Origin of the sequence: Sphingobacterium sp. HMA12 (assembly GCF_002933815.1) — a bacterium.
Lineage (GTDB): Bacteria > Bacteroidota > Bacteroidia > Sphingobacteriales > Sphingobacteriaceae > Sphingobacterium.
In genome coordinates this window covers 88,204-101,733 of the sequence record NZ_BEYR01000001.1, presented here as the reverse complement: position 1 = coordinate 101,733, position 13,530 = coordinate 88,204, and the positions used below count along the sequence as shown (strand labels likewise).

Here is a 13,530-nt window from a genome sequence, read left to right as displayed (position 1 = left end):
TGCTATAATACGCAGCCGGCTTCTATCGGAGGCCGGACTTTGCTTCTTGTTGATCAAAAACGCAATTATACATTACTTCCGTCTGTCTTTTTTACATCGCTGCCTTCACTTTTCTCAAGTAATTTGCCTGCGGCGTTATACACCGATCGTTCGATACGACCATTTCTCTTTTTCTCAACAATTTTCTTCAACAGCAATTGATTCTTAAAGTATTCTCTAAAAGTTGAACCATTGGATTGGTACAGGCGTTCTACAAGATTATTATGCTGATATAAATCGGTGTAAGCCACCTTATCCTTTTTATAGGTGTGTTTGAGTAACTGCCCCTCCTTGTTAAAAGACTTAGATTCCATGACCTGCCCAACGCAATCCAATTTAGCCTTATAAAGCAACTTATTATCCAGACTATAGTCAGATTTACTATGATCAAATTCATTTTCAATCGTGTAATAGGTATCAAAAAAAGTCTTTAATACCTTCTTCTTCCCCAAATTCGGCTGATATACAACGATCTTCTCCTGGCTGATTTTACCGTTTCGGAAATCACGCTGCACACTTGATGTATCCGTTATGGTGTACTGAAAATCCATTAATGCATCTGCTTTAACCTCCATTTGTTGCATGACACCATGTCTTACCTGAACTATAGCGCGCTTTCCTTCTTTTTCAATCTTAAAATTTCCGTCCACTAAACCTTCTTTGTTGATCGTGATAAAAGCATTGGAGCTGCCCATAAATTGATTTTGCTGCAAAATGTATTTTCCCTGTTTCAATTTAGTTGCCCGTCCTTTTTCAACGATGCTAATGGTGTCCTTTGGAGATTCCGACAAATGCAATTGATAAATGTCTTTATCCAAACGAACATACTCTTGTGCTACGGCTATTTGCCCAAATAAGGCAATAAATGGGTATAAGAAAAAATTCAATTTCAACATATTGTAATAAGTTTGTTGCAAATAGAGTAATGCAATTATTACACCAAAAATGATAAACGCAGAAAAATCAGGGAGTAATACGGCGCAAAAAAGGGTAAATATCAACATATAACCATAAAAAAGGGAGAAATATCGTTACGATAAATCTCCCAAATTGTCTTAATAAGTGATGGTATTAGACGGATTCGAGGTACTGCGCATAGCAATATCCTTCTTCATTATCTTTGGTTCTTACCAGCCACCATTGGTCATTTGCTTTACTGATCAATGTGATAATTTCGCCTTTCGCCGCTTTTCCGACAATAGGCTGATCTGTCCCGGGCCCCTTTCGAATATTCAGGTTACTATTCTCCGTAACCACTTTCACTTGACTTCCCGGTACTTCTGTAGCTACATCAACATTCAAAACGACATCACCGGCCTGAAAATTTGGATCTATATTTCCGTAAATCTCCCATAGCTTATTTTTTACGTCTGCACTAGGTGCGGTACCCCTAATCTGAAGTACACCATCCATTTCAGCGTAATTTAAATCGTTAACGCCTGAAGATTGTGCAGTATCCAATAAAACTTTATATTTTTCTTGTAATGACATAATTTCCGTTATTTTATTTTTTAACAACAATACCACTCAAATCCACTTTCTTCGGATTTAGATTATCCAAACCCTGCTTCAGTGTAACAATCTTTGTTTGCTCCAATGTCCCTGTTACCGAAATAACACCATCTTTGACACTCGCTTGAACAGAAGGGAAATCTTTCATAAACGTGTTTACAGCCGCACCGAGTACAGCATCATTATTCGATGTTTCAATAGGCGCTGGAGTTGTCGCTACAGGTGCACTCACAATAATATTATTCTGAATGGACTTAACATCCTTATCTCCCGCTGTCTTAGCAATTGTTTCGATTTGCTGCTTTTCTTCTTCTGACGCGACAGTTCCGCTTAGGATTACTTTTCCTTTTTCGACTTCAACGTCTACAGTTTTACGCCCCGTAAGTGCATTTTCTATCTTTTCTTCCAATTTATCATCCGATAAACCCGATTTGCATGCAGAAAAAGAAAGTGCTGCAGATACTGCCAAAAGGCAAAATGTTAATTTGTAAAATTTCATATGCTCAATATTAATTTATGATTTCCAACAATATCCTTAACAAACTGCTCGATCAATTGTTTGTCAGATAATTTTTAAACAGCAAATCACTTGTTGAAACCTAATTATATCCTTAATTTTAAAAGAAAAGGTGTAACAAGTTTTTGCATATGACATAGGGATTCAAATCGAATAAATAGGAATTATGGGATTTTTGGACAATATTTTTGGCAAGAAAGAAAATAAAAAAGATAGCATACAGGATTTCTGGAGTTGGTTCATAAAAAACGAGCAGACTTTTTTCCAAACAGTAAAAAATAGTGATGACATCGATCAGAATTTTTTCAGCAAACTTTCTCCAAAAATTGACCCACTTCGAAAAGAGCTCTATTTTTTAACAGGGATGTATAACGATAATATAGCTGAACTTGTCATCACCCCCGACGGAGTTGTAAAAAATATCGCATTTGTTGAAGCCTTGGTAGATGCTGCGCCTACCCTTCCAAACTGGAAATTCACAGCTTTAAAACCAGCAATCGAAGATATGGAGAAATTCAAAATAACCATGTATGGGTTCTCTTTTGATATTAACGCGATGTATTTTTATCCTATTGAACATAAATATCGTCCCGATGATGTCGATATTGTTATTGTCCACCCCGATTGTACGGAGGAAAACAAAGCTCACATCGCTCATGGGGTTGAAATCTTCTTGGATAATTATATCGGTGAGCTAAATTCTATCATCACCATTGACAATTTAAATGTCATTTCAAGCCAGCAAGCAACCGGAGAACTTATTCCACTAATCAAATTAAAAGACTATTTGGTGTGGCGGGAGAAAGAATTTATTGAAAAATACACAGATATTCGACACGAAACCGAAAATGATTCCTACACCGCTTTTGAAGGCCAGATGGAAAATGACCTACCTATTTTAGCCATAATAAACACCACATTATTAAACTGGGACGGAAAGGCCTCACATCCTTGGATCGTAACATTGCGGATCAATTATGACGGAACTGCCACAAACGGTATGCCTGACCAGAAAACATACGACTTAATGGATAAATTTGAGGATGAACTCATGGTTAGTCTCCCACATGATATTGGCTATCTCAATATTGGCCGGGAAACTGCGGACAATTTAAGGGAAGTTTATCTCGCTTGCACGGAATTTAGAAAATCATCCCAAACGATAGATCAGTTAATAACACAGTATCAAAATCAGCTCCAGATAGACTATTCGATCTATAAAGATAAATATTGGAAATCGTTTGAGCGATTCAACAGAACAGTGGAATAACGATATAAACCGCTAAAAATAGATAAGCCCTCCTTTTATGAACAAGAAAGTGTTTCTAAGAAATGAATAAACTTACTGCACTGATGATCATCATCGGGATCGGTTTGATCGCTTTTAAGATATCCAGAAATAACGGGCTCGTTGCAGAGCACACTAATGACACGGCCTTATCGGACCAAGAGCGATATAATAAAGCTCTCGATCAGGTCAAAAGCCTCGTTAAAAATGAAGAAAAATACAATAAAGAGATTGCTTTTCTTCTCGACATGAAAAGATCTTCGGGTAGAAATCGTTTTTTTGTTGTCGACCTTCAAAACAACCGGATCCTGGATCAAGGTTTGGTATCCCATGGCTCAGGATCGGAAACTGGAAAAGCCGGTCAATTAAAATTCAGTAATACGGAAAACTCTTATGCTACTTCATTGGGCATCTACTCGATCGGCTCATCTTACAATGGCCGCTTCGGAAAGGCTTACAGGTTATATGGACTGAAAATTCCAACAGCAATGCCTACAGCAGAAATATTGTTTTGCATAAATATGACAGCCTGCCTTACGATGAACAGGTTGCTCCAATATGTTTGAGCCAGGGCTGTCCGATGGTGAATGTAAAATTCTACGAAAGATTGCAGGCTGTTATTGACCCTTCTCCAAAACAGATCATCTTAACTATTTATTATTGATCCATTTTCAGCCCCAATGTTCCGACCAGATCCAATAAAGCTTGGTAAGGACTTTCAGATGTGATCAGGGATTTTAACCAGGCAATGAATCCGAGCACAAATAAATCTTGATTTTCGACATCCTGAGCCATATTATCAATGGCGGTAATAAAAGCTTTATTTTTTACAATTGCAGGGTTTTGCAGATACTTTTCAACCAGTTTTAAAAAATGGACAACTCGGCCTTCCCGTACCGTTTCCAAATATTTTTTATACCGACGTCTAAAGCTTTTCACACGCGAAAACGCCAGTTCAATATCCCCAAATTGAATATGGATTAATATTTCCAACAAACTCTTGCGAATCGTCCAGAGCATGCCCATTTTCTTCTCATACCAAGCATCCGTCCGAATCAATTTCCTTAATTCTGTCAATGCTAGTTTATCTTGAAATTGTGTCAGAAACATAACTAGACATAATTGTAAGTCAGCAAGATCAGTCTCACTGGACTTCAATGTTGATTGTTCGATCCCAAGTCTTAAAATAGCAAGGGCTTGTGCCCCTTCACCCATATAATGGTAGTTTAAGGCCTTTAATAAATAATAACGTAAATGAAATTGAGTACGAAGCACTGTTCCTTGAGGACAGCCCGCAATTAACTGTTCTAAATATGTTAAACTTTCATCAAATAACCTATTCCGTAAATTGAAATTAGCGAGGTAATAGAGAATATGCAGGTAGTAAAACGAATGATGCACTGAATTTACCTTTTGCCGTGTTATAAATTCGTTACTTATGTTCAAAAATGACCGAACCAACGTATAATTCTGATGGATCATTGCGTATTCATTAGCGATAAACAAAAGCTGATAAAGCGACTTAAAAGACAATAATTCGCGCAATGAAATATCATATTTACCGATGGTATCAAGCACTAATTTATTCAGATCTACAATCTTTCCTTTTAAATGGATATCCTGCAATTCGACTCTAAGAAATGCATAAGCAATTTGAAACTTTGCTTCCTGCTGCATTTTATGTTGATTTACCCTAAAACGATCTACCAATAGCTCCAAATCAGGATTGGAGTCCAAGTAAGCATATTGCAACCTAACTTGTAAGATTTCATTGAGCAAGCTAAATTGCTCTAGAAGTAACGCTTTTTGTTCAGCACGCTGTAAGCATTTAAAGCCCGGTTTTATCAAATGATTCTCCAACAGGAAACGGCCGACGATCAGCAACCTCAGCGCTTCATGCGCTTCACTATTATCCCGTTCAAAAGTCTTGTTTGAAATAAAAAATAAAAGACTGTCATGCAATCGTTTCCTTAGTGAGTGATAAGCATCTTTATTTTTTGAAGAACCATAAAGTTTTTTTAATCTATTTATATCATCAGTTTCTAAAATTTCAAACAACCTGATATTCTTGACATCGTTCCGTTTGTTTTTCTTTTTTAAAAACCCTTTAAAGTCTTTAATATCTTCATGATTTAATGTACCAATAAGCTCTACAATTGAATCCATATTTTCAAATTTACACGAAAATCAAATATAGTCAACAAAAATATATCATCAGTATTTCAGATAATATGATTTTATTTTAGCTCAGTCCCTTCTGATATTTGAACCAACAAATAATAAAAACAACATTAAAAAATAAAAATTATGGAACCGCTAAAAAACATGATTGAAGAAAAAATTTCAAAAAAGGATTCAAACACAAGAAATCCTTTCAAACCAACAGGAGCCTTCATTGGCGCATCCTGGACCGCTTTACTGGTGGGAACTATTGGTTATTGCATCGGTTTATGGAATGCTTCAATGGCATTAAATGAAAAGGGCTACTATTTTACGATTCTATTATTTGCCTTATTTGCTGTCATTTCTGTTCAGAAAAGTGTCCGGGATAAAGCCGAGGGGCTTGCTGTAACTGAACTTTATTACGGCTTAAGTTGGTTTGCAACCATTGCCGCCGTAGTCTTACTTGTGGTGGGGTTATGGAATGCTGATTTACTGCTGAGCGAAAAAGGGTTTTATGCCATGTCTTTCTCACTAAGCATATTCTCGGCGATTGCTGTTCAGAAAAATACACGGGACGCGAAGCTTATCGACGATAATGAAATAAAACTTTAGCGGTTTGCCGATCCTGCGGCCACTGTTTCGACATGCCGCAGGATTTATTGCAGATCATTAGAGATAAAAGAAAAAGTCATATCAAAAAGCTATTTTTTTAATTTGAGCAATGAGATGGCCTTTTCTTTGGTTATTGTCTGCTTATTTATTGGTGATCGTTTGATTATTTATTGCTTATCCTAGGCCATTTCTTCGGACTTTCTAGGGCCTGGCTTGCTTCTGCGGTGCTATATCCTTGCTATTTCTCTGGTATTTCGTTGCCTTTTCGTTGCTATATTGACCATAAAACAGTAATGAAAAAGTAAGTAAACGGCAATAGAGGTCCTATGTTGCCTGGCCATAAAAAAATCCAACCAAAAGACATCTGAATGAAAAAACTGCACTATTTTGAAAACAGATTTAAAGATTGATGGGATTGCGCTATTTAGACTACGGGGAGAAAAAATGAAAATGTACTTCCAGCACCATACTCACTTTCCACTGTAATACCCCCGCCCATACTTTCAATAAATTCTTTGCTAATGCTCAGCCCTAAGCCTGTGCCTTCTTTTTTTGTCTCGGGAATACGGAAGTATCGTTCAAAAATTTTGTCAAGATATTGTGCTGCGATCCCCGGCCCCGTATCCTGCACACTTATCAATACCCCCGACTCGCGCTTGCTGACTAGAATAGAAACTGAAGTCCTTTCATTGGAATACCGGATTGCATTAGACAGCAAATTTGTCAATACCCAGGCCGCTTTTTCACTATCTGCCATAACCAGCGGCAAATCTTCCGCTACATGCACATCAACATGAATTCCCCGCTGTTCAGCCATAGACCTATTGGCCAATACAGCATATTCTACTATTGGTGCTACAGCAACTGGAATCAGTTTCATCTGAATTGCACCACTTTCTACCTGAGTCATATTCAACAGCTCCCCAGTGATACGTAGCAAACGATCTGTGTCGTCGGCAATGCTAGCGAGCAATTCTTTCTGTTCGTCATTCAACGCACCGACCTGCTTGTTTTCTAACAACTGGACTCCCATTCTTATTGAAGCAATCGGTGTTTTCAACTCATGAGAAACTGTTCCGATAAAATTTGTTTTGGCGACATCAAGCTCCTTGAATGTGGTTATATTCTTTAATAAGATAAACTGGCCTATAAATTGAAATTCACTTTCTCCCGTTGGAATAATATTGATAGGGATAATCTCTTCCTCAAAATAACTCTCCCTGCCATTGACAAATACCTTAATCGGGTCAGCATTCGTTTTCTCTGGGTGCTTATGGAATAGCTTACCTATTAACCAATCCACCAAATTGTTAGACAGAGCAATGTCCTGCAATTTTCTGCCCTCAAAATCAATCAGTTTTACACCGGTAATCAGACAGGCTTGTTCATTCGCAAAAAGTACTTTTCCCTCTTCATCAACCCCAATAACCGCATCGTGCATATTAGCTATTAATGCTTCAATCCGTTTTTTGTACGCCAATATTTTCCCCAACTTACTTTCGGAATATTCTTCAAGCTTTTGAGCCATGGTATTAAAGGACTGGGCCACAAGACCAAATTCATCTTTTTGCTCAAAATGCAGGCGTCGTCGATAATTTCCATTGGCGATCTGCTGTATGCTCTCCGTCAATTGAGCAATTGGATTTGCGATTGCCGCAGGAAGATTGATAAGCAGCACAAAAGCAATCATAAAACAAATCGCTCCCGCTACCGATATGGCTAAAATAGCTTTTTCCGCCGTGTCATCTGCAATTTTACTTTTGTGCTCAATGGCCTCCATATTCAGATACATCAATTGAGATATATCTTTCCGTAGATCAGCTATTAAAGCAAGATCTGACGGGCGCTGTTGGAGTGCCGAAAAATGCAAACTCACACGTGCGGTGGCTTCTTTTTCTCCATTTTCGGTCATATTTTGCTGTTGCAATTTTAAATTATGCGCAAAAAGCTCCAGCCCGCTCAAGTCGCTATGAAGTTGCTCCAAAGCAAGCAGCATATTTCTTGAATAATGAAGTGTATTGTAGTTTGCAACTAAAATATTATTGGTATCTTGTTTTAAACGACTGATTTTCCAGCCACTTAAAACGGCCAAAAACAGGATCATGAAAAATAAAAAACCTACGCCGAAAGTCAGTTTTGCCTTGAGTTTCATTGTATTTTATACTCCTCAATTTTTCGATACAAGGTGGCTACACCGATCTCCAACAAGCGCGCTGCTTCTGCTTTATTTCCATTTGTATGCTGTAATACGCGCTGAATGTGCTGGCGTTCTACAGTTGTCATGGAAAAACTGGAGGATAGCCCATCGTTGGCTTTCAAGCTATTTACACCAAAAGGAAGACTTCCAACATCGAGCTGTCCATCTTCGCTCAATATGACACTGCGTTCAATCACATTTTTTAATTCACGGATATTTCCCCGCCACACATTTCGTTCGAGCACGGCAACAAATTCAGCTGTCATTTCTAAAGGCTTGAGATTCGATTTTAGTGCAAAGATATCGGCGTAATATTGGGCTAACAACCGAATGTCCTGAACACGTTCGCGCAAAGGCGGTAGCTGTATCGTAAAGACCGATAGCCTATAAAATAAATCACTTCTAAAATGCTCGGCATCAATTTCAGCTTCAAGATCCCTATTGGTTGCGGCAATAATACGGACATCCACTTTTGTTGGCCTGGAATCACCGACTTTTAAGAATTCCCCAGTCTCCAGTACACGCAGAATTTTGGCCTGAAGTTCAATCGCCATCTCCCCGATCTCATCCAAAAAAATCGTCCCCAAATGCGCCTCTTCAAAAAGGCCACGCTGGTCTTTTGTTGCGCCCGTAAACGCGCCTGCTTTATGTCCGAACAATTCATTTTCCAACAGATCCTTCGTGAAAGCCGCACAATTAATGGCAACAAAGCTACGTTCCTTCCGCGGACTAGCTTGATGGATCGCCTGTGCAAACACCTCTTTACCTGTCCCCGTTTCCCCGGTTAAAAGCACGGTCGTATTCGTAACAGAAACTTTTTGAGCCAAAGCGATTGCAGATTTTATCGCAGCAGAACTTCCTATAATTTTATCGAATGAGAGCCTATCGCCCAACTGCTTTTCCAACTGTCTTACCCTTCGGGCGAGCGCAACTTTCTCACAGGCATTATAGAGTAAGGGAATAATCCTGTTGTTGTCATCACCTTTGGTAATATATTCAAATGCACCATTTTTAATTGCCTTAACCCCATCTGGAATATTGCCATAGGCAGTCAACAGTATAATTTCAACAATAGGGAAACGTTCCTTGATCAATTTTGCGGCTTCCACCCCATTACCATCCGGCAACTTGACATCACACAATACAACATCAATATCGAAAATATCAAGCTTTTTCAAGCCAGATTTAATATCAGCGGCCTCGATTACCTCAAAACCTTCCAAAGTAATGATCTTAGCGAGCAGTTTGCGAAGTTTCTCTTCGTCATCTATAAGAAGTACTCTATTCACCATGTTTTTTTTCAAAATTACGATTTGTTAAACGCAAAAGGCAATAATATACACTCAAAATTCTGCCTATTATCCTATATTTTCGTAGCTCAGCACTCAGGAATTTGACTGTAGATCAAAAACAAACTTTTTGAGATCAAAAATAAAGCTGTATATTTGCAATACTACAACACAAATAAAACTGTATGTAAGATTAAAATTCTTTATAACGTCATCAAATCCAACGATAAATAGCTTATCGAAATGGTTCGTTTTAACATTTAAAGAATTTTAGCATGATTTCATTACAACAGATATCCTATATACATCCTAATAAAGATTTATTGTTTGAAAACATAAGTCTATCGATCAATTCTCAAGAGAAAATAGCTTTAATTGGCAACAATGGTGTTGGTAAATCCACCTTACTGCGTATGATGTCCGGAGATCTATCTCCCAGTACCGGAAGCATACACAGCGATACCCCTGCATTGTACATTCCGCAAGTGACCGGACAGTATGACGAGTTTACTGTCGCTCAAGCTTTGGGCATTGACAAAAGACTGGAAGCATTATATGCTATTCTAGCCGGCAATGCTTCGGAACAAAATTTCAATGATCTTCAAGATGACTGGACACTGGAAGAAAGATGTCAGGAGGCCTTCGGGTATTGGAATTTACCAGAAATTCATTTGAAACAGAACATGTCCGATCTTAGCGGTGGACAAAAAACTAAAGTACTTTTGGCCGGCATTCAGATTCACGCTTGTGAGCTTATTCTTCTGGATGAACCCAGTAATCATTTGGACTTTGACAGCAAAAAGCTGCTTTATCACTGGATGGAGTCTTCCAAGCAAACCATCGTTGTCGTCAGCCATGATCGAATGCTCCTCAACCTCCTGGAGGATACCATTGAGATGACTGCAAATGGCATCAAACGGTACGGTGGAAACTACGCATTTTATGAGTCGCAAAAAGAAGTAGAACGCCATGCTTTGCAACAGGATATACAGCATCAGGAAAAGGCAGTCAAAATCGCAAAAGAGAAAGAAAGAGAAACCATTGAAAGGCAAAATAGATTAAACAACCGTGGTCAAAAAAAACAAGAGAAAGCAGGTGTGGCCCGTATTATGATGAATACATTACGGAACAATGCGGAAAGAAGCACGGCCAAAATCAAGAGTGTTCACCAAGACAAAATCAGCGATATCCAATCCAACCTCCAAGAGCTTAGGAGTACCAAAGCTGCATTGGATGAAATCAAAATTGATTTGGGAAACAGCTTTTTCCCACTCGGAAAAAGCATTATCAAAGCCACAGATATCAATTTTAAATACAATTCAACTGAACTATGGAAGGATAATATTGACTTCCAGCTATTCAGTGGAGACCGCGTTATTTTAAAGGGCTCCAATGGTTCAGGCAAAACTACATTGGTTAAATTGCTCTTAGACCGGCTCACTCCTACACAAGGTCAAATTGACCGACATAGCTTTAGCTTCATCTACCTCGACCAAGAGTATTCACTTATCGATCTGCAGCTGAGCGTTTATGAACAGGCCCAAAATTACAATAACGAATCTTTACCAGAACACGAAATCAAAATTAGACTCAACCGTTTTCTATTCGGGAAAGATGACTGGGACAAATCCTGTAAATTTCTAAGTGGCGGCGAGAAAATGCGTTTGATCCTGTGCTGTCTAACAATTAAACAGCAGGCCCCCGACCTGATCATATTGGATGAGCCCACCAATAATTTAGATATCCAAAATATTCGTGTACTTACACATGCAATTCAAGGTTACAAAGGCACACTGCTTGTAATTTCTCATGATGAAATATTTCAGCAAGAGATTGGGATAGATAGAACAATCAACTTAAAAAATTAAGTTAGATCAAGCGATAACCGATATTTCTTGTGCGAGTAATATCAGTATCATTTTACTTTGAGCCCCAACATCATGCTCGCTGCATTCAAATAATCAACACGACATTTGTAACAATCTTCTATTCTTTATTTAGAAACTTGCTAAAACGATAAATTAAATTGGAAAAAAATAAAATTTTATCAATATATTCACGATGATTTTAAACATGAAACAATAACCATCAATTAATTGAACCGTCCCATAGATAGAAAAATCGCTCAAGAAAAATATATCTCATAGGTTATTCAATTAATTACTCAATTTAATTATGTCAAATTATCAAATTAAAGAGAATCCCGAATTGTTTGACGCGATCGTAGTTGGCTCTGGTGCTGGCGGAGGTATGGCCGGATATATCCTGGCACATGCAGGCCTTAAAGTATTGATGCTGGAGGCTGGTCCATTTTATGATCCGGCAAAAGATTCGTTACAGTTACGTTGGCCATGGGAGTCTCCACGAAGAGGAGCAGGTACCACACGGCCTTTTGGCGATTTCGACGCGGCATTTGGCGGCTGGCAGTTGGAGGGCGAGCCTTATAGTAAAGTAAATGGAACCGAATTCGAATGGTTCAGAGCAAGAATGCTGGGGGGGCGAACAAATCACTGGGGACGTATATCTCTACGTATGGGACCGGACGATTTCAAACCAAAAGATGGGGTCACGGACGAATGGCCGATTACTTACGATGAAGTCAAACCATTTTATGATCGTGTAGACCGCATGATCGGTATATATGGAACAGCGGAGGGTATACATAACGAACCAGACGGCATTTTTATGAAACCTCCAAAACCTCGACTCAACGAATTGTACATCGCAAAAGGTGCCAAGAAAGCAGGTGTACCTGTCATTCCGGGACGCGGTGCCGTACTGACCGAGGTCTCCAAAGACATTAAAGACAGAGGTACCTGTTTCTATTGTGGACAATGCGGCCGTGCATGTAAAGTATATGGAGATTTCTCATCATCATCTTGTCTGGTGATTCCGGCAATGAAAACCGGAAATCTAAAAGTGATCGACAATGCGATGGTTCGGGAAGTATTGACCAATGACGAGGGCTTGGCTATTGGAGTTTCCTATGTTGACACAAAAGATTTACAAGAATATACCGTAAAAGGAAAAACGGTCATCCTTGGGGCTAGTGCCTGCGAGAGTGCCCGGATTATGCTAAATTCAAAATCAAAATCGCACCCCGGCGGTGTGGGCAATAGTAGTGGATTAGTCGGCAGATATCTCCATGATTCGACCGGAGCCAGCCTGTCTGGATATTTACCTCAACTTCTCGATCGTAAGAGATATAACGAAGACGGAGTGGGAAGTGTCCATATCTATTCACCATGGTGGGAAGACAACGCAAAACTGAATTTCCCAAGAGGTTATCATATTGAATATGGCGGTGGTTTGCATATGCCATCCTATGGCTTTTTAAACTGGGTACCAAACGTAAATGATGCCGGAAAAGCTACCAATGGAAAAACGAAAGCGAAAGGCGGATATGGTACAGCACTGAAAGAAGATTTCCGCAGCTACTATGGGGCAAATGTTGGCATGGCAGGTCGCGGTACAGCATTGGCAAGAAAAGATAATTATTGTGAAATTGACCCTAACCAAGTTGATAAATTTGGTATCCCGGTACTCCGCTTTAATTACAAATGGGCAAACGAAGAGATAGCGCAAGCCAAACACATGCAAGAAACATTTCAGTCCATTATGCATGAAATGGGTGCTGTCATTACGTCTAAAATTCCGGGTGCAGACACTTTATATGGTTTGGAAGCTCCGGGAAAGATTATTCACGAAGGAGGTACAACCCGAATGGGCAACGATCCTAAAACTTCCGTGTTAAACAAATGGGGACAAGCCCATGACTGCAAAAATCTCTATGTCGTGGATGCAGGTCCATTTGTACAACAAGGTGATAAAAATCTTACATGGACAATTCTGGCTTTATCAATGCGCACAGCAGAATATATATTACAAGAAAAGAAAAAATTAAATGGTTAAA

The 13,530-nt window shown here is 39.0% G+C and carries 10 protein-coding genes and 1 pseudogene; 5 read left to right on the top strand and 6 right to left on the bottom strand.

What is annotated here, in order from left to right; genetic code table 11:
• Positions 1 to 65: 65 nt before the first annotated feature.
• From HMAT_RS00445 to HMAT_RS00435, 3 genes are all read right to left on the bottom strand, one after another.
• Positions 66 to 935, bottom strand: a complete 870-nt coding sequence (locus HMAT_RS00445) for a hypothetical protein (protein WP_158655545.1) — start codon at positions 933 to 935, stop codon at positions 66 to 68.
• Between the two features lie 175 nt (positions 936 to 1,110).
• Positions 1,111 to 1,530, bottom strand: coding sequence for an SH3 domain-containing protein (locus HMAT_RS00440; protein WP_104380863.1), 420 nt, complete (start codon positions 1,528 to 1,530; stop codon positions 1,111 to 1,113).
• A gap of 13 nt (positions 1,531 to 1,543) precedes the next feature.
• Positions 1,544 to 2,050 carry a BON domain-containing protein gene (locus HMAT_RS00435; protein ID WP_104380862.1) on the bottom strand — a complete coding sequence of 169 codons (507 nt, stop codon included), beginning with the start codon at positions 2,048 to 2,050 and terminating at the stop codon, positions 1,544 to 1,546.
• Positions 2,051 to 2,234: 184 nt separating this feature from the next.
• Here HMAT_RS00435 and HMAT_RS00430 point away from each other — a divergent pair, with 184 nt between their 5' ends.
• Complete coding sequence (locus HMAT_RS00430; protein ID WP_104380861.1) at positions 2,235 to 3,338, top strand: DUF695 domain-containing protein; 1,104 nt, start codon at positions 2,235 to 2,237, stop codon at positions 3,336 to 3,338.
• A 62-nt stretch (positions 3,339 to 3,400) separates the two neighbouring features.
• Positions 3,401 to 4,020 (top strand): annotated as a pseudogene (locus HMAT_RS00425) (murein L,D-transpeptidase catalytic domain-containing protein).
• On the opposite strand, the gene HMAT_RS00420 reads toward HMAT_RS00425, so the two are convergent.
• A complete protein-coding gene (locus HMAT_RS00420) occupies positions 4,014 to 5,522 on the bottom strand; it encodes a hypothetical protein (protein ID WP_104380860.1) in 1,509 nt (502 codons plus the stop codon). The pseudogene HMAT_RS00425 and the gene HMAT_RS00420 sit on opposite strands and share 7 nt — an antisense overlap.
• 141 nt (positions 5,523 to 5,663) lie before the next feature.
• On the opposite strand from HMAT_RS00420, the gene yiaA reads away from it, so the two are divergent.
• Positions 5,664 to 6,131: an inner membrane protein YiaA gene (yiaA, locus tag HMAT_RS00415; RefSeq protein ID WP_104380859.1), complete on the top strand. Its 468-nt coding sequence runs from the start codon at positions 5,664 to 5,666 to the stop codon at positions 6,129 to 6,131.
• Positions 6,132 to 6,555: 424 nt separating this feature from the next.
• Here the strand turns inward: yiaA and HMAT_RS00410 are convergent, their stop codons facing one another.
• Positions 6,556 to 8,283, bottom strand: a complete 1,728-nt coding sequence (locus HMAT_RS00410; RefSeq protein WP_104380858.1) for an ATP-binding protein — start codon at positions 8,281 to 8,283, stop codon at positions 6,556 to 6,558.
• Entirely contained in the window at positions 8,280 to 9,620 is a 1,341-nt protein-coding gene (locus HMAT_RS00405) for a sigma-54 dependent transcriptional regulator (RefSeq protein ID WP_199768503.1), read from the bottom strand. Before HMAT_RS00405 ends, HMAT_RS00410 begins: the two co-directional genes overlap by 4 nt.
• 272 nt (positions 9,621 to 9,892) lie before the next feature.
• Here HMAT_RS00405 and HMAT_RS00400 point away from each other — a divergent pair, with 272 nt between their 5' ends.
• Entirely contained in the window at positions 9,893 to 11,485 is a 1,593-nt protein-coding gene (locus HMAT_RS00400) for an ABC-F family ATP-binding cassette domain-containing protein (RefSeq protein WP_104380857.1), read from the top strand.
• 307 nt (positions 11,486 to 11,792) lie between these two features.
• Positions 11,793 to 13,529: a GMC family oxidoreductase gene (locus tag HMAT_RS00395; RefSeq protein ID WP_104380856.1), complete on the top strand. Its 1,737-nt coding sequence runs from the start codon at positions 11,793 to 11,795 to the stop codon at positions 13,527 to 13,529.
• The last annotated feature ends 1 nt before the right edge of the window (position 13,530 follow it).

Bases quoted from the DNA above. Each gene is read 5' to 3' on its own strand.
- HMAT_RS00445 (WP_158655545.1), bottom strand. From the start codon at position 935: ATGTTGAAATTGAATTTTTTCTTATACCCATTTATTGCCTTATTTGGG.
- HMAT_RS00440 (WP_104380863.1), bottom strand. From the start codon at position 1,530: ATGTCATTACAAGAAAAATATAAAGTTTTATTGGATACTGCACAATCT.
- HMAT_RS00435 (WP_104380862.1), bottom strand. From the start codon at position 2,050: ATGAAATTTTACAAATTAACATTTTGCCTTTTGGCAGTATCTGCAGCA.
- HMAT_RS00430 (WP_104380861.1), top strand. From the start codon at position 2,235: ATGGGATTTTTGGACAATATTTTTGGCAAGAAAGAAAATAAAAAAGAT.
- HMAT_RS00420 (WP_104380860.1), bottom strand. From the start codon at position 5,522: ATGGATTCAATTGTAGAGCTTATTGGTACATTAAATCATGAAGATATT.
- yiaA (WP_104380859.1), top strand. From the start codon at position 5,664: ATGGAACCGCTAAAAAACATGATTGAAGAAAAAATTTCAAAAAAGGAT.
- HMAT_RS00410 (WP_104380858.1), bottom strand. From the start codon at position 8,283: ATGAAACTCAAGGCAAAACTGACTTTCGGCGTAGGTTTTTTATTTTTC.
- HMAT_RS00405 (WP_199768503.1), bottom strand. From the start codon at position 9,620: ATGGTGAATAGAGTACTTCTTATAGATGACGAAGAGAAACTTCGCAAA.
- HMAT_RS00400 (WP_104380857.1), top strand. From the start codon at position 9,893: ATGATTTCATTACAACAGATATCCTATATACATCCTAATAAAGATTTA.
- HMAT_RS00395 (WP_104380856.1), top strand. From the start codon at position 11,793: ATGTCAAATTATCAAATTAAAGAGAATCCCGAATTGTTTGACGCGATC.